The sequence below is a fragment of the Salmonella enterica subsp. enterica serovar Typhimurium str. LT2 genome (assembly GCF_000006945.2).
GTDB classification, from domain to species: Bacteria; Pseudomonadota; Gammaproteobacteria; order Enterobacterales; family Enterobacteriaceae; genus Salmonella; species Salmonella enterica.
Genome location: NC_003197.2, coordinates 3829353 through 3852646 on the forward strand (window position 1 = coordinate 3829353; position 23294 = coordinate 3852646).

The 23294-nt window shown below is 52.3% G+C and carries 22 protein-coding genes, 1 pseudogene and 27 other annotated features; of the genes and pseudogenes, 10 read left to right on the forward strand and 13 right to left on the reverse strand.

The features are described from left to right. Position 1: 1 nt before the first annotated feature. Positions 2 to 7, forward strand: a ribosome-binding site (putative RBS for tag; RegulonDB:STMS1H003626). Both tag and yiaC read left to right on the forward strand, forming a co-directional pair. Further along, positions 2 to 593, forward strand: a protein-coding gene (tag, locus tag STM3642) for a constitutive 3-methyl-adenine DNA glycosylase I (RefSeq protein ID NP_462543.1). Within the gene, positions 12 to 593 belong to an annotated coding region; the region does not span the whole gene. It overlaps the preceding feature by 6 nt. Next, positions 558 to 563 (forward strand) — a ribosome-binding site (putative RBS for yiaC; RegulonDB:STMS1H003627). It overlaps the preceding gene by 6 nt. Beyond that, the gene (yiaC, locus tag STM3643; protein ID NP_462544.1) for a putative acetyltransferase occupies positions 558 to 1011 on the forward strand. Within the gene, positions 571 to 1011 belong to an annotated coding region; the region does not span the whole gene. The genes tag and yiaC overlap by 36 nt, the downstream gene beginning before the upstream one ends. On the opposite strand, the gene bisC is transcribed toward yiaC, so the two are convergent. Next, positions 980 to 3325, reverse strand: a protein-coding gene (gene bisC / locus STM3644; RefSeq protein ID NP_462545.1) for a biotin sulfoxide reductase. Within the gene, positions 980 to 3313 belong to an annotated coding region; the region does not span the whole gene. The two genes, yiaC and bisC, sit on opposite strands and share 32 nt — an antisense overlap. Beyond that, positions 3320 to 3325 (reverse strand) — a ribosome-binding site (putative RBS for bisC; RegulonDB:STMS1H003628). (Overlaps the previous gene by 6 nt.) A gap of 129 nt (positions 3326 to 3454) precedes the next feature. Continuing rightward, positions 3455 to 3460 (forward strand) — a ribosome-binding site (putative RBS for yiaD; RegulonDB:STMS1H003629). Between bisC and yiaD the strand changes: the two genes are divergently transcribed. Both yiaD and yiaE read left to right on the forward strand, forming a co-directional pair. Next, positions 3455 to 4128, forward strand: a protein-coding gene (gene yiaD, locus STM3645; protein NP_462546.1) for a putative outer membrane lipoprotein. Within the gene, positions 3466 to 4128 belong to an annotated coding region; the region does not span the whole gene. Its footprint overlaps the feature before it by 6 nt. 206 nt (positions 4129 to 4334) lie before the next feature. Then, positions 4335 to 4340: a ribosome-binding site (putative RBS for yiaE; RegulonDB:STMS1H003630), on the forward strand. After that, positions 4335 to 5321, forward strand: a protein-coding gene (gene yiaE / locus STM3646; RefSeq protein NP_462547.1) for a 2-keto-D-gluconate reductase. Within the gene, positions 4347 to 5321 belong to an annotated coding region; the region does not span the whole gene. Its footprint overlaps the feature before it by 6 nt. A gap of 49 nt (positions 5322 to 5370) precedes the next feature. On the opposite strand, the gene yiaF is transcribed toward yiaE, so the two are convergent. Next, positions 5371 to 6095, reverse strand: a protein-coding gene (gene yiaF, locus STM3647; RefSeq protein NP_462548.1) for a putative outer membrane lipoprotein. Within the gene, positions 5371 to 6081 belong to an annotated coding region; the region does not span the whole gene. After that, positions 6090 to 6095 (reverse strand) — a ribosome-binding site (putative RBS for yiaF; RegulonDB:STMS1H003631). (Overlaps the previous gene by 6 nt.) A 412-nt stretch (positions 6096 to 6507) precedes the next feature. Then, positions 6508 to 6513, forward strand: a ribosome-binding site (putative RBS for yiaG; RegulonDB:STMS1H003632). Here yiaF and yiaG point away from each other — a divergent pair. The 3 genes from yiaG to STM3650 all read left to right on the forward strand — a co-directional run bounded on the left by yiaG (position 6508) and on the right by STM3650 (position 8024). After that, the gene (gene yiaG / locus STM3648; RefSeq protein ID NP_462549.1) for a putative transcriptional regulator occupies positions 6508 to 6810 on the forward strand. Within the gene, positions 6520 to 6810 belong to an annotated coding region; the region does not span the whole gene. Its footprint overlaps the feature before it by 6 nt. A 275-nt stretch (positions 6811 to 7085) precedes the next feature. Further along, positions 7086 to 7091, forward strand: a ribosome-binding site (putative RBS for cspA; RegulonDB:STMS1H003633). After that, positions 7086 to 7311, forward strand: a protein-coding gene (gene cspA, locus STM3649) for a major cold shock protein 7.4 (RefSeq protein NP_462550.1). Within the gene, positions 7099 to 7311 belong to an annotated coding region; the region does not span the whole gene. Its footprint overlaps the feature before it by 6 nt. A gap of 166 nt (positions 7312 to 7477) precedes the next feature. Further along, positions 7478 to 7483: a ribosome-binding site (putative RBS for STM3650; RegulonDB:STMS1H003634), on the forward strand. Beyond that, the gene (locus STM3650; RefSeq protein NP_462551.1) for a putative periplasmic or exported protein occupies positions 7478 to 8024 on the forward strand. Within the gene, positions 7485 to 8024 belong to an annotated coding region; the region does not span the whole gene. Its footprint overlaps the feature before it by 6 nt. 371 nt (positions 8025 to 8395) lie before the next feature. Here STM3650 and STM3651 read toward each other — a convergent pair. The 7 genes and pseudogenes from STM3651 to STM3657 form a co-directional block, all read right to left on the reverse strand. Then, positions 8396 to 8888 (reverse strand): putative acetyltransferase gene (locus tag STM3651; protein NP_462552.1). Within the gene, positions 8396 to 8881 belong to an annotated coding region; the region does not span the whole gene. After that, positions 8869 to 9156, reverse strand: a complete 288-nt coding sequence (locus STM3652; protein NP_462553.1) for a putative cytoplasmic protein — start codon at positions 9154 to 9156, stop codon at positions 8869 to 8871. Before STM3652 ends, STM3651 begins: the two co-directional genes overlap by 20 nt. Further along, positions 8883 to 8888 (reverse strand) — a ribosome-binding site (putative RBS for STM3651; RegulonDB:STMS1H003635). (Overlaps the previous gene by 6 nt.) A 177-nt stretch (positions 9157 to 9333) precedes the next feature. Beyond that, positions 9334 to 9809 (reverse strand): putative acetyltransferase gene (locus tag STM3653; protein ID NP_462554.1). Within the gene, positions 9334 to 9801 belong to an annotated coding region; the region does not span the whole gene. Beyond that, positions 9804 to 9809, reverse strand: a ribosome-binding site (putative RBS for STM3653; RegulonDB:STMS1H003636). (Overlaps the previous gene by 6 nt.) A 133-nt stretch (positions 9810 to 9942) precedes the next feature. Beyond that, positions 9943 to 10278 (reverse strand): annotated as a pseudogene (locus tag STM3654) (pseudogene; in-frame stop following codon 23). 151 nt (positions 10279 to 10429) lie between these two features. Continuing rightward, the gene (glyS, locus tag STM3655) for a glycine tRNA synthetase, beta subunit (RefSeq protein ID NP_462555.1) occupies positions 10430 to 12508 on the reverse strand. Within the gene, positions 10430 to 12499 belong to an annotated coding region; the region does not span the whole gene. Next, positions 12503 to 12508 (reverse strand) — a ribosome-binding site (putative RBS for glyS; RegulonDB:STMS1H003637). It overlaps the preceding gene by 6 nt. Further along, the gene (gene glyQ / locus STM3656) for a glycine tRNA synthetase, alpha subunit (protein ID NP_462556.1) occupies positions 12509 to 13431 on the reverse strand. Within the gene, positions 12509 to 13420 belong to an annotated coding region; the region does not span the whole gene. Next, positions 13426 to 13431: a ribosome-binding site (putative RBS for glyQ; RegulonDB:STMS1H003638), on the reverse strand. (Overlaps the previous gene by 6 nt.) A 127-nt stretch (positions 13432 to 13558) precedes the next feature. Further along, the gene (locus STM3657) for a putative outer membrane lipoprotein (protein NP_462557.1) occupies positions 13559 to 13865 on the reverse strand. Within the gene, positions 13559 to 13861 belong to an annotated coding region; the region does not span the whole gene. Further along, positions 13860 to 13865, reverse strand: a ribosome-binding site (putative RBS for STM3657; RegulonDB:STMS1H003639). Its footprint overlaps the gene before it by 6 nt. 152 nt (positions 13866 to 14017) lie before the next feature. Continuing rightward, positions 14018 to 14023: a ribosome-binding site (putative RBS for yiaH; RegulonDB:STMS1H003640), on the forward strand. Here STM3657 and yiaH point away from each other — a divergent pair. Beyond that, the gene (gene yiaH, locus STM3658; protein NP_462558.1) for a putative inner membrane protein occupies positions 14018 to 15022 on the forward strand. Within the gene, positions 14027 to 15022 belong to an annotated coding region; the region does not span the whole gene. Its footprint overlaps the feature before it by 6 nt. A gap of 22 nt (positions 15023 to 15044) precedes the next feature. Here the strand turns inward: yiaH and yiaB are convergent. From yiaB to xylA, 3 genes are all read right to left on the reverse strand, one after another. Next, positions 15045 to 15410 (reverse strand): putative inner membrane protein gene (yiaB, locus tag STM3659; RefSeq protein NP_462559.1). Within the gene, positions 15045 to 15398 belong to an annotated coding region; the region does not span the whole gene. Next, positions 15405 to 15410: a ribosome-binding site (putative RBS for yiaB; RegulonDB:STMS1H003641), on the reverse strand. Its footprint overlaps the gene before it by 6 nt. A 162-nt stretch (positions 15411 to 15572) precedes the next feature. Next, the gene (gene xylB / locus STM3660) for a xylulokinase (protein ID NP_462560.1) occupies positions 15573 to 17041 on the reverse strand. Within the gene, positions 15573 to 17027 belong to an annotated coding region; the region does not span the whole gene. Next, positions 17036 to 17041 (reverse strand) — a ribosome-binding site (putative RBS for xylB; RegulonDB:STMS1H003642). Its footprint overlaps the gene before it by 6 nt. 85 nt (positions 17042 to 17126) lie before the next feature. Beyond that, positions 17127 to 18461 (reverse strand): D-xylose isomerase gene (gene xylA / locus STM3661; RefSeq protein ID NP_462561.1). Within the gene, positions 17127 to 18449 belong to an annotated coding region; the region does not span the whole gene. Beyond that, positions 18456 to 18461, reverse strand: a ribosome-binding site (putative RBS for xylA; RegulonDB:STMS1H003643). It overlaps the preceding gene by 6 nt. A gap of 56 nt (positions 18462 to 18517) precedes the next feature. Then, positions 18518 to 18534: a protein binding site (putative binding site for XylR, RegulonDB: STMS1H000397), on the reverse strand. Positions 18535 to 18741: 207 nt separating this feature from the next. After that, positions 18742 to 18760, reverse strand: a protein binding site (putative binding site for XylR, RegulonDB: STMS1H000396). A gap of 37 nt (positions 18761 to 18797) precedes the next feature. Further along, positions 18798 to 18803: a ribosome-binding site (putative RBS for xylR; RegulonDB:STMS1H003644), on the forward strand. Here xylA and xylR point away from each other — a divergent pair. Next, the gene (xylR, locus tag STM3662) for a xylose operon regulatory protein (RefSeq protein NP_462562.1) occupies positions 18798 to 19990 on the forward strand. Within the gene, positions 18812 to 19990 belong to an annotated coding region; the region does not span the whole gene. (Overlaps the previous feature by 6 nt.) 60 nt (positions 19991 to 20050) lie before the next feature. On the opposite strand, the gene bax is transcribed toward xylR, so the two are convergent. After that, positions 20051 to 20886 (reverse strand): gene transcribed divergently from malS gene (gene bax, locus STM3663; protein ID NP_462563.1). Within the gene, positions 20051 to 20875 belong to an annotated coding region; the region does not span the whole gene. Continuing rightward, positions 20881 to 20886: a ribosome-binding site (putative RBS for bax; RegulonDB:STMS1H003645), on the reverse strand. It overlaps the preceding gene by 6 nt. A gap of 21 nt (positions 20887 to 20907) precedes the next feature. Further along, positions 20908 to 20928 (forward strand) — a protein binding site (putative binding site for CRP, RegulonDB: STMS1H000046). A gap of 197 nt (positions 20929 to 21125) precedes the next feature. Next, positions 21126 to 21135 (forward strand) — a protein binding site (putative binding site for MalT, RegulonDB: STMS1H000277). Between the two features lie 22 nt (positions 21136 to 21157). After that, positions 21158 to 21166 (forward strand) — a -35 signal (putative -35_signal for malS; RegulonDB:STMLTH004608). On the opposite strand from bax, the gene malS reads away from it, so the two are divergent. Then, positions 21158 to 23218, forward strand: a protein-coding gene (gene malS / locus STM3664; RefSeq protein ID NP_462564.1) for an alpha-amylase. Within the gene, positions 21191 to 23218 belong to an annotated coding region; the region does not span the whole gene. It overlaps the preceding feature by 9 nt. Next, positions 21179 to 21184 (forward strand) — a ribosome-binding site (putative RBS for malS; RegulonDB:STMS1H003646). It overlaps the preceding gene by 6 nt. Next, positions 21182 to 21190 (forward strand) — a -10 signal (putative -10_signal for malS; RegulonDB:STMLTH004608). Its footprint overlaps the feature before it by 3 nt. Positions 23219 to 23294: the final 76 nt, after the last annotated feature.

Here is a 23294-nt window from a genome sequence, read left to right on the forward strand (position 1 = left end):
CGAGGAAGTCTATGCAGCGTTGCGACTGGGTCAGCCAGGACCCCCTTTATATTGCCTATCATGATAACGAGTGGGGCGTACCGGAAACTGACAGCAGAAAGCTGTTTGAAATGATCTGTCTTGAAGGTCAACAGGCCGGTTTATCCTGGATCACCGTGCTTAAAAAGAGGGAGAACTACCGCGCCTGTTTTCATCAGTTTGATCCGGTACGCATCGCAGCTATGCAGGAGGAGGATGTCGAACACCTGCTGCAGAACACGGGCATCATACGACATCGCGGTAAAATTCAGGCCATTATCAGTAACGCCCGCGCCTGGCTTGCGATGGAGCAAAACGGCGAGTCTTTCGCCGATTTTGTCTGGTCATTCGTTGATGGCCAGCCGCAGATCACCCAGGCGGCCAGCCTGGATGAGATCCCTACCTCAACACCTGCGTCCGATGCGCTTGCTAAGGCATTGAAAAAACGCGGTTTCAAGTTTGTCGGTACGACTATCTGTTACTCCTTTATGCAGGCGTGCGGACTGGTCAATGACCATATTACCGGCTGTTTTTGCCATCCGGGAGAAAAACATGATTCGCAAATCCCAGAGTGAAGACATGGCGTCTATTCTGGCGCTGTGGATGAAAAGTACCATTTATGCCCATCCCTTTATCGAAGAACGTTACTGGCACGAGAGCGAAGCAATTGTACGCGACGTCTATTTACCCGCCGCGCAAACCTGGGTATGGGAGGAAAATGGACAACTGAAAGGCTTCGTCAGCGTACTGGAAGCCCGTTTTGTCGGGGCGCTGTTTGTCGCCCCCGACGCGTTAAGACACGGCATTGGCAAAGCGCTTCTGGAATATGTCCAGCAACGTTTTCCTCTGCTGAGCCTTGAGGTTTACCAGAAAAATCAATCCGCCGTAAACTTCTACCATGCGCTTGGTTTTCGTATTGAAGATAGCGCCTGGCAGGAGGATACCGCCCACCCCACCTGGATTATGAGTTGGCAGGCGGATCAAACGCCGTAAGCGGTAGCGCCGGGCCGGTATATTTCTCAAACCAGACCAGCGCGGTGTTGCCCGCACAACCGTTCCCCAGCCGGGAACTGGGAAGATCTTTTGTCAGGACGTTTACCGCACCGTTTTTGCATATGCCGCCTGCGGTAGGTTCAGGGTCCGGCCATGCGCCTTCGTGAATACAGATCACGCCAGGCCGAATTCCGTCGGTAACGACCGCGCCCGCCAGAACCTGCCCGCGATGATTCCAGACGCGTACCGTATCGCCATCGACGATTCCGCGCGTTGTCGCATCCTGCGGATGAATCGTCACCGGTTCGCGTCCGGCCACCGCATACCGCTCCCGTAACGAACTGTAGTTAAGCTGGCTATGCAGACGGTGCGCCGGATGCGCGGAAAGTAGCTGAACCTGCCCCGCATCGGCGTTCCCGTGCCACTCATCCGGCGCCAGCCACATCGGATGACCGGGACAATCCGCATAACCATAGCTGGCAATGCGCGCAGAATAGATTTCGATTTTGCCGCTGGCCGTTTTTAGCGGATGGTTATCAGGATCGCGGCGAAAATCCGCGAAGCGCACAAACTGCGCGTTGGCGGGATTTTCCGGCATCTCCAGTAAACGGTTAGCCTGCCAGAATGCGGCAAACGGCGGCAGCGTCACCCCCTGGCTGGCGCCACGCTGGGCGGCAATATTGTAGAAAGTCTCCAGCCACGCCAGCTCGCTTTTTCCTTCGGTGAACCGAGCGTAACCGCCGGCTTCCCACCGTTCGCTCAGTTCAGCAAAAACGTCAAAATCATTCCGCGCCTCCCACCGGGGCGACACGACCTGCTTCATCGGCGCCAAATGCTGATTGCTATAGTCGCCGGTCATGGTTAAATCGTTACGCTCATAGCTAGTGGTCGCAGGCAGAACAATATCCGCGTGTTTCGCGGCGGCCGTCCAGAAACATTCCGAGATAACGACCAGTTCCGGTTTTTGCCACGCGCGAATCAGACGGTTGGTATCCTGATGATGGGTAAAGTTCGCGCCGCCCGCCCACCAGATAAAACGAATATCCGGGAAGCGGCGATCCATCCCATTGTGTTGGTAAAACCCACCGGGGTTTTCCAGCGCCTCGACAATACGCGCCACCGGTATTTTATCTACCGCATCGACCCCGCCAGGGATGCTTCCCTGCATCGAGGCTAACACGGCGGCGCGGCGCGTCGGGTTTCCGCCGTTAGCAAAATGATAAGAAAAACCAAACCCGCCGCCAGGCGTACCAATTTGCCCCAGCATTGCGGCCAGCGTAACGATCATCCAGTGCTTTTGCTCGCCGAACTGCTGACGCTGCATTCCCCAGCCAGCCATCAACATGGTGGTGTTATGATGAAATATTTCTGCCAGTTCGCGGATTTTCACCGCAGAAACGCCGCAAATTTCCGCCGCCCATTCCGCTGTTTTGGCCGTACCGTCGGTCGTGCCCAAAAGATAGTCGGCGAAGCGGTCATAACCCGTTGTGCAGCGGGCAAGGAACGCTTCATCCTGCCAACCGTTTTCCACCAGCGTATGGGCGATCCCCAACATTAACGCCACATCGGTGCCCATATGCGGGGCGATCCACTCCATCTTATCGCCAAAAAAGTCGACGCTTTCCGATCGCATCGGATCGATGCAGATCAGGCGCTTGCCGCTTTGTCGCAACGCCGCAAAATAGTCGAGCCCCTGTTCATCCGAGGCATTCCAGGCAATTTTCAGAGTATTCAGCGGGTTCGCGCTCCAGAGCACCACCACCTCGCTGTGTTCCAGCACCACCGGCCAGCTAGTCTGCTGCTGGTAAACCTCGTTGCCACCCACCACATAAGGCATGATAGCCTGCGCCGCGCCGGTGGAATAATCGCCAAGATGGCCGGTATACCCTCCCGCCAGCGCCATGTAACGCTGCAATAGTGTAGCCGCTTTATGCAATACGCCGTTCGAACGCCAACCGTAGGAGCCGGCGAAGATGGACGATGGCCCATAACTTTCGCGAATACGTTTGTGCTGAGCGTGGATCAGATCCAGCGCGTCATCCCAACTTACGCGAACAAACTCATCCTGCCCGCGTATGCCTTGCGGCTTATCGGGAGAAGCCAGGAACCCTTTACGCACCATCGGGAAGCGAACCCGCGTTTTACTGTGCACCTGGTCATGCACAACGGTTTGCAGGGAGTTTTGGTGTGCCGTCGGGAGTTCGCCATACGAGGCAAAAATGCGTTCTCCGTCGGTTTCAACGCGGACTGGCCCCCAGTGTGCGGCGGTCAATACCGAGTGACGCGATGGTGCGTGGGTCAATGTTCGCTCCTGAATTATTGGGATTATTTATTTTGCCGATCAATGTTACTTACAAATTTCAGAGTTTTCCCTGGAATTTTCTTCATGTGCAGACGTCATAATCAACCGCCACGGTCGCTGTGGTAAAAATAAAAAAGTGATAAGGATTTAAGATGAAAAAACGTGTATTTGTGATTGCTGCCATCGTGAGCGGCGCCCTGGCAGTATCTGGCTGCACAACAAACCCTTACACCGGCGAACGCGAAGCAGGTAAATCCGGCATTGGCGCGGGTATTGGATCGCTGGTCGGCGCAGGCATCGGCGCACTCTCCTCCTCCAAAAAAGATCGCGGTAAAGGCGCGCTGATTGGCGCGGCGGCTGGCGCGGCGCTGGGCGGCGGCGTGGGTTACTACATGGACGTACAGGAAGCGAAACTGCGTGACAAAATGCGGGGCACAGGCGTTAGCGTGACGCGAAGCGGCGATAATATCATTCTGAATATGCCGAATAATGTCACCTTCGACAGCAGCAGCGCGACGCTGAAACCGGCAGGCGCTAACACGCTGACCGGCGTGGCGATGGTGCTGAAAGAGTATCCCAAGACCGCCGTCAATGTGGTGGGCTACACCGACAGCACCGGTAGCCACGATCTGAATATGCGTCTGTCGCAACAGCGTGCTGACTCCGTCGCCAGTTCGCTGATCACCCAGGGCGTTGACGCCAGCCGTATCCGTACCAGCGGAATGGGTCCGGCGAACCCGATCGCCAGCAACAGTACGGCAGAAGGTAAAGCGCAAAACCGCCGCGTCGAAATTACCTTGAGTCCATTGCAGTAAACTACCGTACCGGGTAAGGCGGCATGCTTTACCCGGCCTGCATTATTCCCTCGCCAGACCGGATACACCTCGCATTATTCGGTATTCATTCACCATTTACCACGATACGGCTGCCGACAACGGGAAAATCGGCTGGTCGATTATTGCTAAGCGGGTTAATAATAAGCCTGTTCCGGTTGGCGCATGCCGCGCTTACCTTTTGATTTACGGAGAGTCGCATGAAGCCGTCCATCATTCTCTACAAAACCCTGCCTGATGATTTGCTGCATCGCCTGGAGGCGCATTTTACCGTCACCCAGGTACCGAACCTGCATCCGGAAACGGTAGCGCAACACGCGCAGGCATTTGCCAGCGCGCAAGGCCTTCTGGGCGCCAGCGAAACCGTTAACCGCGCGCTGCTGGAAAAAATGCCGGCGCTACGCGCGGCGTCAACCATCTCGGTGGGATACGATAATGTCGAGGTGGACGCCCTTACTGCCCGCAAAATAGTCCTGATGCACACGCCTGCCGTTTTGACGGAAACCGTTGCCGATACGGTGATGGCATTGATGCTGGCCACTGCCCGCCGCGTGGTGGACGTCGCAGAACGGGTTAAGGCGGGTGAATGGACAGAAAGCATTGGCCCGGCGTGGTTTGGCGTCGATGTCCATCACAAAACGCTCGGTATCGTTGGGATGGGGCGTATCGGGATGGCGCTGGCGCAGCGAGCGCACTTTGGGTTTACCATGCCGGTTCTCTATCACGCCCGTCGGCGGCATCAGGAGGCGGAAGACCGGTTTAACGCCCGCTACTGCGATCTGGATACGTTGTTGCAGGAGGCTGATTTTGTCTGCGTGATCCTGCCGCTAACGGCAGAAACGCGACATCTGTTTGGCGCAACACAGTTTGCCAGAATGAAATCGTCCGCCATTTTTATTAATGCCGGACGCGGCCCGGTGGTCGATGAAAACGCGCTGATTGCCGCGCTGCAAAACGGTGAAATATATGCGGCAGGTCTAGATGTCTTTGAACAGGAACCGCTATCTGTGGATTCGCCCCTGCTGAACATGTCTAATGTCGTCGCGGTGCCGCATATTGGCTCGGCAACGCATGAGACGCGCTACAACATGATGGCCTGTGCGGTGGATAATTTGATTGATGCGCTGCAGGGAAAAATAGAGAAGAACTGCGTCAATCCGCAAGCGGCGGGATAACGCTACAGGCCCGATAAGCGCTGGCTTGCGCTTATCGGGCAGACTGTCATTACTGGGTCGCGTTTACCGCCGCCGTCCAGGCCTGATTAAACGCCTGATGCTGCGAGGCCAACGGCCCAATCAACGCATTATATTGGCTGGCCTGCTGTGAGGTCGGGAACTGAATGCCGTTCGCGACAAAGCTCACCTGCTCGCCCTGTTGCGCAATATAATCGCCCACTTGTACCAACTGCTGCGTAAAGATCTGCGCCGCCGGGATCAGCGGCTGCAAAGCATCTGCCGGCACGGTGACTACTTTTTTGTAGACCTGATCAAACACAGGTTTCAGGTCATCGGCCTGCTTTAACGCGCCATGCGCGGCATCAGCCTGCAGTTTTGCATTCTGCAACTGTTGCGCCAGCACGCCTAACGAACCATTTGCCTGCCGCAGCGGCTCGCGTTGCGTCATATAATCCTGCGGAACGCGGATGGCGTTAACGCTATCGACCACCGGGCGCAGACCGGAATCCATCGCCTGGTTTACCTGCTGCGAGTAGCCATACAGTATCGCGTAATCAGACACGAACGGACCAAACTGTTTTTTCTGATCGGCCGTCAGCGTTGGTAAACGCTCTCCGCTACGCATTGCTGTATTCTGCAGGAAATCGACAAACGCTTTGCGCTGATCGCCTTCTTTATCAAAACACCCGCTCAGGCTAAACACCATTAATAACGCCACAACAGGCGCAAACCAGCGAGAGCAGGACTTACCTGTCGCCATTGTTAATACTCCTTTCACCCAAAAATGCGCACAACGACACCTGCGTGCCTGACGGCTTACAAGGATAGTCCAGGTCAGGCTTGCAGGATACCCTTTCCACGCGATCTTGTAGCGGAAAATTATGTTTATCTGCATCAATGCTTAATTTGTTATTTTATTGTTAATTTTTGACCTGACACTGCGATAAAAAACGCGGCAAGAAAGCTTTCCAGCGGGGAGTGTAATATTTTTTTAATCTTTACAATTATTTTCTGAAAGACGGATATACCTTCCTGGATCAAATTGTTAGCGTCCTAAAAGTCGCGTAGCGTAAGGCATCGAAACGAATCGATAGCGCTTCCTGGCGGCGCGTCGCCCCCCACCCGCAAGTTTCCCGACTATTCTTAAGAGGCTTCGATGCATTTCACGATCCCGCTGTGTGATTTACAGGAGTTCTCAATGGAATATAAAGATCCGATGTTTGAGCTGCTGAGCAGCCTGGAACAAATTGTTTTTAAAGATGAAACGCGAAAGATCACCCTGACGCAAAAACCCAATCCTTTTACCGAATTTGAACAGTTACGGAGAGGAACGGGACTAAAAACAGATGAATTCGCCAGAGCGCTGGGCGTAACGGTTGCCATGGTTCAGGAATGGGAATCGAAACGCGAAAAACCCACGCCAGCAGAGCTTAAATTAATGCGCCTGATACAGGCGAACCCACGCTTAAGTAAGCAATTGATGGAGTAATTTTTACCCCTTTCTGTTTTTAACGGTCCTGCGTAAGGACCGTTTTCCCCGCCCGATTACTGGCCTGGAGAAATAAAGTAAAATAAAAGTTGCATCGCCCGCCATTACATGAGTTAATGTGCTCAACGGTTTGACGTACAGACCATTAAAGCAGTTTAGTAAGGCAAGTCCCTTCAAGAGTTATCCATTAGATACCCCTCGTAGTGCGCATTTCCTTAACGCTTAAAAAATCTGTAAAGCACGCCATAACGCCGAAAGGCACACTTATTTTTTAAAAGGTAATACACTATGTCCGGTAAAATGACTGGTATCGTAAAATGGTTCAACGCTGATAAAGGCTTCGGCTTTATTACTCCTGATGACGGTTCTAAAGACGTGTTCGTACACTTCTCCGCTATTCAGAACGATGGTTACAAATCTCTGGACGAAGGTCAGAAAGTTTCCTTCACCATCGAAAGCGGCGCTAAGGGCCCGGCAGCTGGCAACGTAACCAGCCTGTAAGCTTAAAAAGCTCAGCATTTTGAATCCCTGCCTGATGGCGGGGATTTTTTTTATTCCAATTCCCCCCTCTCCCCCAGCATAACTTTGCATTACTTTACCCTGCGTCCCTTTGACCTTTCCCTTAGGGGAACCCCTATAGTAGGCAGGGAGATTGTTCACAAGGAATTGAAGTTATGTCGAAATCATCATGGTTATTACTTTTGGGTTTATGCGCCAGCGGCTCCGCGCTTGCGGCATCCTCAGAATCCGCTTTTCTGGCGCAACATGGGCTGGCGGGAAAAACGGTTGAGCAGATCGTGGATACGATTGATCAGACGCCGCAGAGCCGTCCTTTGCCTTACTCCGCGTCGATTACCAGTACCGAACTCAAATTATCTGACGGAGAGCAGATTTATACGCTGCCGTTAGGCGACAAATTCTATCTCTCTTTTGCGCCCTATGAATGGCGGACACACCCCTGTTTTAACCACAGCCTTTCCGGCTGTCAGGGAGAAATGCCGAATAAACCGTTCACTGTAAAAGTGACAGACAGTAAAGGCGCTGTCATCGTACAAAAAGAGATGCAAAGCTATCGAAACGGATTTATCGGTGTTTGGCTACCGCGCAATATGGAAGGGACGCTGGAAGTAAGCTACAACGGTAAAACGGCGTCACATGCCATTGCCACCAGTGATGACAGCCAGACCTGTCTGACGGAATTACCATTACGTTAAAAAAATGCCCGATAACATAATGGGTTATCGGGCCTATAAAACGCCAACAAGATAAAATTAACAGAGTGCCTTGAGAATGCATAACGCCACAAGAATGGCAGAGGTGGGCTCACTTTGTACTGACCCCAAAAACCTGGACAGATTAACCGAGGCATCAGCGAAAGAGTCCATTTAATACATGGGCTCTTTTTTGTTTCTGGCTATAACTAAATAACATTGTCCGCAATCGAATTATCCATTCCGTTGCTTTCTTGCATCACGCGGATTCCTGTCTCATCAATATTTTGTTCGTCGTATTCTTCCTGAATTTAACCTTAGACATTCTATCAAATTATCGCTTATAGCGATTTGAACATAACAGTCTTTGCATTCTATTGAGGGAGCCTAAGGAACAATGTTCGCTGCTGAGTTTGTGATGATTTGAAACCATGGTGAATGTAGAAATTTTTGGCTTCTTCGGTAAGTGCATGAACCATGATTGCACGTACACCAATATTCTCGGCAACCCGATAGCAACGAAGCACTGCATCATGAAGTAAATCAGCACCAAGCCCTTTTCCATGGAATGAGAGATCGACAGCAAGACGGGCAAGTATAATGACAGGGATGGGATCTGGCATGTTACGCCGAAGGTTGCCTGTCGCTTCTGTATGGTTGACGCTACCGGTGGCCAGAGAGTAAAAACCGGCTACTTGCTTCGTGTCTTTCTTGCACACCACAAATGTTCTGGCCGCTCCGAGAGCCTGGTTTTTGAGGCCCTTTTGCTTCAACCAGTCATCGAGCACAGCTTCACCGCTGACGAACTCAGCTACCTGATGAAAAGCGGACAAAGGTTCTGGTGCTGTTACACGTCCCACTGAGGTTTCCTTGCCAGCAGTTTTTCGATAACGGGATCATCTGCGACCGGTGCATCAAGCAGATTGATGAACTCCTCATATTGCTCATCGTTAAAGTTAAATACACGGCGGTCAAGGATCACTTTCTCGGCAGCCTGGCAGGCCGTTTCCAGAATGAAATCTGTACGTGACTTGTGAAGGATTTCCGCAGCTGCATCAATGAGCGCCCGCTGCGATTCCTTAGCTCTAAGGTTAAGTTGAACATCTGATTTCATGAGACACCCCTTGTATAGCATTTGCTTTACAAGAATAGCACAACCACCATGTATAGCAAACGGTATACATCAAGTCGTCGTTTTTCATTTTTTGAATACTGATGTTCGCTTTGTGCCAGAAGCGGAAATTGCTCATTGTAGCGGTTTACTGAGTTCAACAAGGCAAAAGAACAATGCTGCCTTTCTGCAGGCTGACTATTATTTCGCCAAACATTTCCTCATCAGAGCATTTTGTAATGTCACTCCACGGCAAATAGGAAAGCCTCGCTCCACTATATGAAAGCCGTGTCGTAGAAAGAACACTTCCGCAGCCTTACTTACATTTGAAGTAAGTTCACTAATTCCACGCTGTCTGGCTTCCTCATGAATGCAATTCATCAGTAGTGTCCCTACCCCCTGTCTTGAATAGGTTCCTGATACAAAGAAATGATCAATGTATCCATTTGGTTGAACATCTGCATATCCAGCTATTTCACCATCCAGCTCTACAACAAAAGGTTGTAATTCCTTAATGTGATTGGCCCATCGCTCCAGGTCGATATCTGCTGGGGCCCAAGCATCAATTTGTTCACGTGTGTAGTAGTGTGATGCGATCGTATGTACAGATGAGAAAAAAACTCTGAATAACGATATTTCATCCCCATTACTGAACCTTCTGATTTTCATAAAACCTCATTGTGAGAGTTACTTGTAGAACAATACTAATTTTTGTGAAATAGGGCGTCCGTTCCTCGCTCATAGCAGACATTTGCGTGACCGTATCCACCAACGTTCAGGTTTCCTGATAGCATCCCTGTACAGACCTTGTTAATTTCTGCCTGGATAGCTCTTTAGGCGCTATTCAACCGGGCTGAGTCCGTTAAATTTAAGGCTAATTCGTCGGGTATTGTAGTATCGTATGTAATCCTCAATAGCTATCTTAAGTTCATCAATATCCTTAAATTTACTGGTGTAAAAACTTTCTGATTTTAAAGTCCCGAAAAAACATTCTGCACAGGCATTATCAAGGCAGTTGCCTTTGCGGGACATACTTTGGATGATGCCAAACTCTCGTAACTGATACTGGTACCATCAATGACGGTATTGCCAGCCCTGATCTGAATGAAGAACCGGATTGGTACCCGCATCAAGTCTGGCAGTACCGCCAGCGTTAATGTATTCCTGAAATAATTCTTGCCAATCAATAGAGATAACCGCGTCTATGAGTTACAGAATTATTAGCGAATCAACTAATACTATTTATGTTATAAAAAAACCTGCCCGAGAGCAGGTTTTTGTTTATTTAACTGAACGCTTATTGAAGTAACGAAATATCCGCAACCTGCAGGAACAGTTCGCGTAGTTTCGACAACAGCGTCAGGCGGTTGATACGGATATCTTTCTCTTCCGCGTTAACCATGACATTTTCGAAGAATTCATCCACCGGAGCGCGCAGAGCAGCCAGCTCAATCAACGCTTCCTGATAACGACCATCGGCAAAGTACGGCTGAAGCTTATCACGCAGCACAACCAGATGTCTGGCCAACTCAATTTCCGCCGCTTCTTTCAGTACGGAGGCGTGGACGATATCGTTCAGCGGCTCAGTGGCTTTCGCCAGGATGTTGGAGACGCGCTTGTTCGCCGCCGCCAGCGCAGAGGCTTCTTCCAGGGTGCGGAAATGAGACACCGCCTTCATGCGGGCATCAAAATCTGCCGGACGGGTCGGACGACGCGCCAGTACCGCCTGGATAGTGTCGACGGTGTAACCTTCATCCTGATACCAGGCGCGGAAGCGACCCAGCATAAAATCGATCACATCATCGACTACGTTGGCATTGGTCAGCTTGTCGCCATACAGACGCACCGCTTCTTCGGTCAGCGTTTGCAGATCAAGAGCGAGGTTCTTCTCAACGATGATGCGCAGCACGCCCAGCGCGGCACGACGCAGCGCAAACGGGTCTTTGTCGCCTTTCGGATGCTGACCAATACCGAAGATACCCGCCAGAGTATCCATCTTATCGGCGATCGCCAGCGCGCAGGCCACCGGGTTAGACGGCAGGTCATCACCGGCAAAGCGTGGCTGATACTGTTCGTTCAGCGCCACGGCCACATCTTCCGCTTCACCATCATGGCGCGCGTAGTGCATCCCCATCACGCCCTGGGTGTCGGTGAACTCGAAGACCATGTTGGTCATCAGGTCGCACTTGGAGAGCAGGCCCGCACGAGTGGCGTGGTTGACGTCAGCGCCAATCTGACCGGCAATCCAGCCCGCCAGCGCCTGAATACGGTCGGTCTTGTCGCGCAGCGTGCCCAGCTGTTGCTGGAACAGCACGGTTTGTAGACGCGGCAGATGGTCTTCCAGACGTTTTTTACGGTCGGTATTGAAGAAGAATTCAGCATCTGCCAGACGCGGACGCACCACTTTCTCGTTACCGGAGATAATCTGGGTCGGATCTTTCGACTCGATGTTGGCGACGAAGATAAAGTTCGGCAGCAGCTTGCCCGCGTTGTCATAAACCGGGAAATACTTCTGGTCGCCCTTCATGGTGTACACCAGCGCTTCGGCAGGCACGGCGAGGAATTTCTCTTCGAATTTCGCCGTCAATACCACCGGCCATTCCACCAGCGAAGCTACTTCTTCCAGCAGGCTTTCGCTCAGGTCGGCATTACCGCCAATCTTACGTGCTGCTTCTTCAGCGTCCGCTTTGATTTTGGCTTTACGCGCTTCGTAGTCGGCAATGACTTTACCGCGCTCCAGCAGAATTTGCGGGTACTGGTCAGCATTGTCGATAGTGAACTCCGGCTCACCCATAAAGCGGTGGCCGCGAATGACGCGGTCAGACTGAATACCCAGAATAGTCGCCGGAATGACCTTATCGCCCAACAGCAGGGTCACGGTGTGCACCGGACGCACGAAGTGTACGTCAGACGCGCCCCAGCGCATCAGTTTCGGGATCGGTAGTTTCGCCAGCGAGGTGGCTACCATGTTCGGCACCAGCGCTTCGGTACTTTCGCCCTTCACGTGGGCACGATACAGCAGCCATTCGCCTTTGTCGGTCTTCAGACGCTCGGCCTGATCAACGGTGATCCCGCAGCCGCGCGCCCAGCCTTCTGCCGCTTTGCTCGGTTTGCCTTCGGCGTCAAACGCCTGAGCAATCGCCGGACCACGTTTTTCGACTTCGCGATCGGGCTGAGATTCAGCAAGATTCGCCACTTTCAGCGCCAGACGGCGCGGGGCGGCAAACCATTCAACGTTACCGTGCGCGAGGCCGGCGTTATCCAGCTCCGCAGTGAAGTTCGCAGCAAAGGACTCAGCCAAACTGCGCAGTGCTTTTGGTGGCAGCTCTTCAGTGCCGATTTCCACCAGAAAAGTTTTCTCAGACATGGCCGCCTCTTACTTGTCTTTGTTGCACATCGGGAAGCCGAGGGCTTCACGGGAAGCATAATAAGCCTCTGCCACTGCTTTGGTCAGGGTGCGAATACGCAAAATGTAGCGCTGACGTTCGGTGACGGAGATAGCTTTACGCGCATCCAGCAGGTTGAAGCTATGGGCGGCTTTCAGAATACGCTCGTAGGCCGGCAGCGGCAGCGGGTTTTCCAGCGCCAGCAGCTGCTGGGCTTCTTTTTCATACTGCTCGAAGCAGGTGAATAAGAAATCCACATCGGCGTATTCAAAGTTATAGGTGGACTGCTCCACTTCGTTTTGATGGAACACGTCGCCGTAGGTGGTTTTACCCAGCGGGCCATCGCTCCAGACCAGGTCGTAAACGCTGTCCACGCCCTGGATATACATCGCCAGACGTTCCAGACCGTAGGTGATTTCACCGGTCACCGGCTTGCACTCCAGGCCGCCGACCTGCTGGAAGTAGGTGAACTGCGTCACTTCCATGCCATTCAGCCACACTTCCCAGCCGAGTCCCCAGGCGCCCAGCGTCGGGTTCTCCCAGTTATCTTCCACGAAACGGATATCGTGAATGGTCGGGTCCATACCCAGCTCTTTCAGAGAACCGAGATACAGCTCCTGAATGTTGTCCGGAGACGGCTTAATCACTACCTGGAACTGATAGTAGTGCTGTAAGCGGTTCGGGTTTTCGCCGTAGCGGCCATCGGTCGGACGACGAGAAGGCTGCACATAGGCAGTCGCCATCGGCTCTGGCCCCAGCGCGCGCAGGCAGGTCATTGGATGAGAAGTTCCCGCGCCGACTTCCATGTCCAATGGTTGAACAATGGTGCAGCCCTGGCGAGCCCAGTAATCCTGTAAGGTCAGGATCAAGCCCTGGAAGGTCCTGGTATCAAACTTTTGCATATTATTTCGTGCTGGATACGTGTGGATTTAAAGGAAGGAGCCAGTATACCCGCTGGATGCGAGATATACAGTATGAAACCGGTTTGTTTAGCGAAAATTGCCGGATTTCGCGGCATCACACCTCACCAGGCGCGGCTTTTACCGCATAGAAAGATGTAAAAACTGCCCATCTGCATCAAAAGAGCAGACAAAACTCTCTTTACGGAAAGTATTACCACGCATCTCATAGCTCCCCTGAAACTGTTCGAAACCGGTAACAGCAATTTTCTGTGCGCCAGTATTGTAACGCTGCGCCGCCTGAGCTTTACACAATGCTTCCATATCCAGCGTGCGTGTTGGGCTCACTTTACTCTGCTGGGCTTTTTGCGTCGGTGGAGGTGTCGCTGTGCATCCCACCAGAGCGATGGCTATCATCACAGAACAGAAATACTTCATTATCATTTTTATTACCGTCTGGTTTGCTGGTCAGTCTTATTATTAAGGTTTGTGGGTAGCAGACACATTGTGCGAATCTCCTTACGCCATCACAAGATGTAGCGTAGAAAGTCGGATTTTTCCAGTGAGCCACCGCGCTGGAACTCTATTGAAACGGAAGCTGAGGAACTGATGCAGCCTAAAATTAACTGGATTGATAACCTGCGAGGGATCGCCTGTTTAATGGTAGTGATGATCCATACTACAACGTGGTACATCACCAACGCCCACAGCGTCAGCCCGCTAAACTGGGATATTGCGAATGTCCTGAATTCGGCTTCGCGCGTTAGCGTTCCCCTGTTTTTTATGATTTCAGGCTATCTTTTTTTTGGCGAGCGCTGCGCGCAACCGCGGCATTTTTTACGTATCGCCCTGTGCCTTATCTTTTACAGCGTTGTCGCCCTGGCTTACATTTCACTTTTTACTTCGATCAACGTCGAGCTTTCGCTAAAAAATGTGCTGCAAAAACCCGTGTTTTACCACCTGTGGTTTTTCTTTGCGATTACGGTGATCTACCTGGTATCGCCATTAATCCAGGTAAAAAACGTGAGCGGCAAAATGCTCCTGATGCTGATGGTGATCATTGGTATTATTGCTAACCCAAATACTGTGCCGCAAAAAATCGGCGGCGTTGAATGGTTGCCCATCAATCTGTATATCAGCGGCGACACGTTCTACTACATTCTCTACGGTATCCTGGGCCGCGCCATTGGAATGATGGAGACGCAAAAGTCATCGCTGACGCTTATCTGCACTGCCCTGTTCATCATCGCGGTATTTGTTATTTCTCGCGGCACATTGCATGAATTACGCTGGCGCGGAAATTTTGCCGATACCTGGTATCTGTATTGCGGTCCCATGGTGTTTATTTGCGCCGTCTCACTGTTCACGGTAGTTAAAAATAAGCTGAATGCGCGGACGTTACCTGGACTGGGGCTTATCTCCCGCCACTCGTTGGGCATTTATGGTTTCCACGCACTGATTATCCATGCGCTACGTACTAATGGTCTGGAGTTAAAACGTTGGCCGCCGTTAGACATCGTGTGGGTTTTTGCCGCGACGGTGACAGGAAGCCTGCTACTTTCCATGCTGTTACAGCGTATTGATAAACGGAAATGGGTTAGCTAAACGACAATGATGGCTCCGGCCATCATTCATCATCACTGTAGGAAGCGTAAAGATCGGTTCCATATATACTGACCCCCAGCGCCACCAGACACAGTATTTTCAGCGCGCCCGCCAGCGCCAGGTTAAATACGCCGACCGCGACCATGCCGATGCCAAGCAACAGCAAAGATTTGCAACGAGAAAGCAAGCGGCCATTTCCCGTGTGTTCCTGGCGAATTAAGACTGGAAAACCACACATGACGATTGCCGCAAAAAAATATCCCTTTTCGCTTAATGTATGACAGCCTGGCCACAGTCCCACCAGGTATACCACTGCACCGACAACTAACATTCCCAGGCCGAATATCCGTTTCCTGCGCGCAACGTGATCGTCCATCTCACTCTCCTTGTGGTTGTGTGAGACACATTAAGCGAAGAAATAGCGATGAAAAAGGCGCCTGCTCAGCAATAATATAAAAATCAGAAAACACACATACTTACTTCGATATAATTCAATAGAATTAATATTTACGGGAAATGCCTTTCAGCCAAAACTGAAAGGCATTCTGACTTATGACATCAACGGCAACAGCTGCTGATAAAGTCGACGGAAGGTTTCACGACGTTGTTGATAAACCGCATGACGCTGCGCATCAGGATAATGCGCCTGCTCCAGCGGCAACTGCGGCAATACATCGGCGAGCGGGGTCTGTTTATTCACCGCAATTTGCGCCAGACGCGCCGCGCCCAGCGCTGGCCCTACATCGCCGCCAGTACGATAATCAAGCTGTAGCCCGCTAATATCAGATAGCATCTGACGCCAGTATTCGCTGCGCGCCCCGCCGCCGATAAGCGTCACGCTGGCGGGTTTGACGCCGCAGGCGTGAACCACATCCATACCGTCCGCCAAAGCATATCCCACGCCCTCCAGTACCGCCCGCGCCAGTTCCGCCGGGCCATGCTGATGGGTTAAACCAAAGAAAACGCCTTTTGCCTGCGGATTATTATGCGGCGTGCGCTCGCCGGACAGGTACGGCAAAAACCAGATCGAATCGGCATGCTCATCCGCCTGCTGTGCGGCGGCAATCAGCGCCGGGACGTTCTCCTGCCCGGTGAGTTTAGCCGCCCAGTCCAGACAAGAGGCGGCGCTCAACATCACAGACATTAAATGCCAGCGTTCCGGCAGCGCATGGCAAAAACTGTGTACTGCGCTCTCCGGTTTACTCAGAAAGCCGTCGCTGACGGCAAAATAGACGCCCGATGTTCCGAGTGAGAGCATCGCCTGTCCGGCATCGATCATTCCTACGCCGACCGCGCCAGCCGCATTGTCGCCGCCGCCCGCCACCACAGGTACTGCTGGCATTCCCCATGCGCTGGCCACCTCCGGCAGCAACGTTCCGGTAATGTCACTACCTTCAAATAACGCTGGCATCTGCTGTCGGGTTAAATGACAGGCGTTGAGCATAACGTCGCTCCAGTCGCGCTTTTTCACGTCCAGCCACATCGTTCCCGCCGCATCCGACATATCGCTGGCAAAGACGCCTGTCATTCGCAGCCGCAGAAAATCTTTCGGCAGCAGAACCTTGTCTATCTGGTAGAAAATATCCGGTTCGTGGCGCTGCACCCAGACTAATTTGGGCGCGGTAAAACCGGGCATCATCAGATTACCGGTTATCGCACGCGACTGCGGCACCTGTTTTTCCAGCCAGGCGCACTCTTCGCTACAGCGTCCGTCATTCCATAAAATCGCTGGTCGCAGAACCTGCTGACGGCTATCAAGCAATGTCGCGCCATGCATTTGTCCGGCGATGCCCAACGCCCGGACGCCACTTAACGACTGTTGCCGACCTAAACCTTTAACCGCACGATCCGTCGCCTGCCACCACTGCTCTGGTTCCTGTTCCGACCATAAGGGATGCGGACGCGATACGGTCAGTTTTTCAGTATGCGTAGCCAGCACATCGCCCTGCTCATTCAACAGGATAGCTTTTACACCCGATGTACCAAGATCGATCCCGATATACATAGTGTGGGTTCCTTTACTGAAAGCGCCCGGCAGCGCTACGCTTACCGGGCTAATCACGACTACAGGCCGGGCTAACGCGGAGTCGCCCGGTAGATAGGGTTATTTATCAAACAGATAACGGTTAACCAGATTTTCTAACAGCTCCTGATGACCGCTTTGATGTACTGGCGCCAGATTATGCTGCTCCGCATACTGCGCCAGTTCGCCTAAGGAGAGTTGTCCTTTCAGAATCTGCTGACCCAGCTCGCCATTCCAGCCGGCATAGCGCTTCGCCACGCGTTTATCCAGCTCGCCGTCTTCAACCATACGCGCGGCGATTTTCAGCGACAACGCCATCGTATCCATCGCGCCGATATGACCGTAGAACAGATCGTATTTATCGGTGCTCTGGCGACGAACTTTGGCGTCGAAGTTGAGACCGCCCGTCGTGAATCCGCCCGCTTTCAGGATTTCGTACATCACCAGCGCGTTCTCTTCAACGCTAATCGGGAACTGATCGGTATCCCAGCCCAGTTGCGCATCGCCGCGGTTGGCGTCAACGGAGCCAAAAATACCCAGCGCGATAGCGGTTGCGATTTCATGGTGGAACGAATGGCCCGCCAGCGTCGCGTGGTTCGCCTCAATGTTCACTTTGATCTCTTTTTCCAGGCCGAACTGTTTGAGGAAGCCATAGACCGTTGCAACGTCATAATCATACTGATGTTTTGTCGGTTCCTGCGGTTTCGGTTCAATCAGCAGTGTGCCCTGGAAACCCATTTTATGTTTGTGCTCGACCACCATTTGCATAAAGCGGCCAATCTGTTCGCGTTCCTGGCGCAGATCGGTATTCAGCAACGTTTCATAACCTTCGCGCCCGCCCCACAGGACGTAATTTTCGCCGCCCAGTTTATGCGTGGCGTTCATTGCCGTAACCACTTGCGTCGCTGCCCAGCTAAAGACTTCCGGATCCGGGTTAGTGGCGGCGCCTGCGCCATAGCGCGGGTTGGTAAAGCAGTTCGCCGTTCCCCACAGCAGTTTTACGCCGCTCTGCTCCTGTTTCGCCGCCAGCACATCCACCATCTGCGCGAAGTTGTTTTTATATTCTTTCAACGACGCGCCTTCCGGCGACACATCCACGTCATGGAAGCAGTAAAAAGGCACATTCAGTTTGTGGAAAAATTCAAACGCCACATCCGCTTTGCGTTTCGCCAGCTCCAGCGCTTCGCCCGGTTGCTGCCACGGACGATTAAACGCGCCTACACCAAACATATCCGCGCCGTTCCAGCAGAAGGTATGCCAGTAACAGGCCGCGAAACGCAGGTGATCTTCCATACGTTTACCTAAAACCAGCTCGTCGGGATTGTAATGACGAAATGCCAGCGGGTTAGTCGATTGAGGGCCTTCATAGCGAACACGATCGAGTTGGTCAAAATAAGCCTGCATAGTGAGCTCCATAATCAGATAAGACGGCAAGTAAACGACATAACGTCATACTGGAATTTCCTGATTTATTGCTCAATTACGTTATTTCACACCGCTATTAAGAGAATCCCCAAATGTGCTCTGGCTCTCAAAAAAACGCTGAAAACCACAGAAGAAAAAAGCGATCGCGATCGAATCCTGGCAAATAAACAAAAAACCGTAATATATAGATAAGAAATGACAATTGTCATCCGCCGTTTGCTGTGATGAATTTCGCATAACGTTTCAGGCGCAAAATAATTTGTCATCATTCGCCAGACCGTTATGTCAGCCGTTTTGATAGTATCCATGAGTCCAGGTTCACTTTTGCAGGATATATCCTCATGTTTGATAAACGTCACCGTATCACTCTGTTATTTAACGCGAATAAAGCCTATGACCGTCAGGTAGTGGAGGGGGTGGGTGAATATTTACAAGCCTCGCAATCCGAATGGGATATATTTATTGAGGAAGATTTCCGTGCCCGTATCGATAACATTAAAGAGTGGTTAGGCGACGGCGTTATTGCCGATTACGATGATGACGATATCGCGCAATTATTGGCCGATGTCGACGTACCCATTGTCGGGGTCGGCGGTTCTTACCATCTTGCTGAAAATTATCCTGCCGTTCATTACATCGCCACCGATAATCATGCGCTCGTTGAAAGCGCTTTCCTGCATTTAAAAGAAAAAGGCGTTAACCGCTTCGCGTTTTACGGTTTGCCCAACTCCAGCCGCAAACATTGGGCGGCGGAACGGGAATACGCCTTTCGCCAGCTGGTCGCCGAGGAAAAATACCGCGGCGTAGTCTATCAGGGGCTGGAAACCGCGCCGGAAAACTGGCAGCACGCGCAAAATCGCCTCGCCGACTGGCTTCAGACGCTGCCGCCGCAAACCGGCATCATTGCCGTAACGGATGCCCGCGCCCGTCACGTATTGCAGGCCTGCGAACACCTGCATATTCCGGTGCCGGAAAAACTTTGCGTTATCGGTATTGATAACGAAGAGTTAACCCGTTACCTGTCGCGCGTCGCGCTTTCCTCCGTCGCGCAGGGGGCGCGGCAAATGGGCTATCAGGCGGCGAAGCTGCTGCACCGTTTGCTGGCGCGTGAAGAGATGCCTTTACAGCGCATTCTGGTGCCGCCGGTGCGCGTCATTGCGCGCCGCTCGACAGACTATCGCTCCCTGACCGATCCGGCGGTTATCCAGGCGATGCACTTTATTCGTAACCATGCCTGTAAGGGCATTAAAGTCGAGCAGGTGCTGGACGCGGTTGGGATTTCACGTTCAAACCTGGAAAAACGTTTTAAGGAAGAAGTTGGCGAGACGATACATGCGCTGATCCACGCCGAAAAGCTGGAAAAAGCGCGTAGTTTGTTGATTTCTACCACGTTGGCGATAAACGAAATTTCGCAAATGTGCGGCTACCCGTCGCTGCAATATTTCTATTCGGTGTTTAAAAAGGAGTACGTCACTACGCCGAAGGAGTATCGCGACCAGCATAGTGAAGCGTTGTTGTAGTTTATCCAGCCTACAGATGCCTTGTAAGCCGGATAGCGTAGCGCCATCCGGCACACAGAATTACATATGCGCGGCGATCAGACGCTGGTTGTCCTGGTACATCGCGAACAAGTAGTTGTTATAGCGCGACCCCTGGGTAGAGTAACCCTTCAGCTTATGAATCATCGCCGTGGCGGTGACTTCCTGATCCGCCTTACGCAGTTGGGCGCGCGACTTGCGGAAAGAAGAATAAGCCGGATGCGTGTTCAGGTTGGCGACATACGCGCTCACCGACTCCTCAACCGACGCGAATTGCGAGTAACCTTTCACCTTACCCGGCGTATTGGTACAACGCCCTTTCGTGCACTTCATGCCGAACAGGTTATTGTTGCTACGCGCCAGTTTAGAGGTTCCCCAGCCGCTTTCCGCCGCCGCCATCGTCGCCACCATGCTGGTTGGGATAATGTCGACGCGCTCCAGCAACGTATTCCACGGAATACGACGCGTGTTGCCGGACCAGCTCACTTTATAGCGCTTCGCGATATCTTTCATACGCGCGCGTTCAGACGGCGACCAGCGGTTCTGGTACTGTTTTGAGATCAGCCAATTACGGTCCGCGGTAATCGCGGCATTTTGGCTGGTGATGTAAGGCATAACGGTCCGGAGAAACGCTTTTTTTCTGGGGGTTCCGGAAGGGTATTTTCGCAAATCAGGAAGTGAACTGCTCTTTGCACTATTGCGAGAATACTCTTGTTTACTGCTAACCTGTTTATAACTTGTCTCAGTTATGTGGGACTTTTGACTCGTTTGTGTTGCGTGCGTCTTTGCCAGCACCTCACCCGAAAATGCGATGGTGAGTAACATAAGAATCATTGCCCCATATCGTCGCATGGGAGTCAATATCATTAGGTCTCCTGGTCGGATTGATACATTCCAACACCTTTTATTTTTCACGAAGTTGAGGTTTGAACCCCAAATTCTAGCAAAAATAGGCTTAAAAAGCACCTCAGGGAATAGTCTTAATCCGAAACTATGTCAAGTATTAACGATAACAGGCAGCAATAATGCCAATAAAATGTGGTGCTTATCGCAAATAGAGGCGTTTTTTTGCGCCTCGTCGCTCACCCTCGCGTCTCCTCCTGCGCGACTCTCTGCTGAGGAGGAGTTCATTCGCCTAAAAACCAGGCAAGCTGATGAATATTGCCCACAAAGGATAGCGTGATGAAACTTGCCGCCTTCGCTCTGACGCTGATACCCGGTATCGCGATCGCCTCATCATGGACCTCACCCGGTTTTCCGACGTTCTCGACGCAGGAAACCGGGCGCTTTACCAGCCATGCTGCATTAACAAAAGGTACACGCGCGTTAACGCTCCATATTGACCAGCAGTGCTGGCAGCCCTCCGGCGCCATAAAACTCAACCAAATGTTGTCGTTAAAACCCTGCGAAGGCGCGCCGCCGCAATGGCGTTTGTTTAAAGATGGCGACTATACGATAACGGTAGATACCCGCTCCGGTACGCCGACCCTGTTGTTATCGATAAAAACTGAACCTGAACGCACCGCGCAGCTCGCCTACCAGTGTCCCGTCTGGGATGGGTCGCCGCTCACGCTGGATGTTCGCCAAACCTTTCCGGAAGGGACGGTAGTGCGCGATTATTACAGTGGTCAAACCGATACCGTCCAAAACGGGCAAATCACGCTGCAACCTGCCGACAGCCACGGGCTTTTATTGCTGGAACGCGCGGAAACCCATGCGCCGGCGCCTTTTAACTGGCGCAACGCCACCGTTTATTTTGTGCTTACGGATCGCTTTCGCAATGGCGATCCAACCAACGACCACAGCTATAGTCGCCATAAGGATGGTATGCAAGAGATTGGCACTTTCCACGGCGGCGATTTGCGCGGGTTGACGAGTCAACTGGACTATCTACAGCAATTAGGCGTGAACGCCTTGTGGATAAGCTCGCCGTTTGAACAGATCCACGGCTGGGTCGGCGGCGGGACAAAAGGCGATTTTCCTCATTACGCCTATCACGGCTATTACACTCAAGACTGGACGACGCTGGATGCCAATATGGGCAGCGAAGCCGATCTCCGCGCGCTGGTCGACGGCGCGCACCAGCGCGGCATCCGTATTTTATTTGACGTAGTAATGAATCATGCCGGTTACGCCACGCTGGCGGATATGCAGGAGTATCAGTTCGGCGCGCTCTATTTATCCGGCGCGGAACGGCAAAAAATTCTCGGCGATCGCTGGACAAACTGGCGACCCGCCGCCGGACAAAGCTGGCACAGCTTTAACGACTACATCAACTTCAGCGACAGCGCCGCCTGGGAAAAATGGTGGGGGAAAAAGTGGATTCGTACCGATATTGGCGACTACGACAGTCCGGGATTTGACGATTTAACCCTGTCGCTGGCCTTCCTGCCGGATATAAAAACGGAATCTACCACGCCTTCCGGTCTACCCGCGTTCTATGCCAACAAACCCGATACTAAAGCAAAGTTCATTGAGGGCTATACGCCACGGGATTATCTGACTCACTGGTTAAGCCAGTGGGTACATGATTACGGCATTGACGGGTTCCGGGTCGATACTGCCAAAAACGTTGAGCTTCCTGCCTGGCAACAGCTAAAAACCCAGGCCAGCGCGGCGTTACGTGAATGGAAGCAGGCCAATCCGGACAAAGCGCTGGATAATAGCCCGTTCTGGATGACTGGCGAAGCGTGGGGCCACGGCGTCATGAAAAGTGATTATTATCGCTATGGTTTCGACGCGATGATCAATTTTGATTATCAGGAGCAGGCGGCGAAAGCGGTCGATTGCCTGGCGGAAATGGGGCCAGTCTGGCAGCAGATGACGGATAAAATGCAGGATTTCAACGTATTAAGTTACCTCTCCTCGCATGATACGCGCCTTTTCCGTGAGGGCGGTGATAAGGCGGCGGAACTGCTGCTGCTTTCGCCAGGCGCGGTGCAGATCTTTTACGGCGATGAATCCGCTCGTCCCTTCGGCCCCACCGGCTCCGACCCGCTGCAAGGCACCCGTTCAGATATGAACTGGCAGGACGTGAGCGGAAAGTCAGCCGCAGCCGTCGCGCACTGGCAGCGTATTAGCCAGTTCCGCGCCAGACATCCCGCCATCGGCGCAGGCCAACAAACCACGCTGACGCTAAAACACGGGTACGGTTTTGTACGCCAGTACGGCGACGATACGGTGATGGTCGTCTGGGCGGGCCGCCGCTAATCGTGGCGCTACCGGTCTCCTCGCGTACCGGTAGCCCCTTCAAAACAAAAAACTAACCTGATAAAAATTTGTAGCA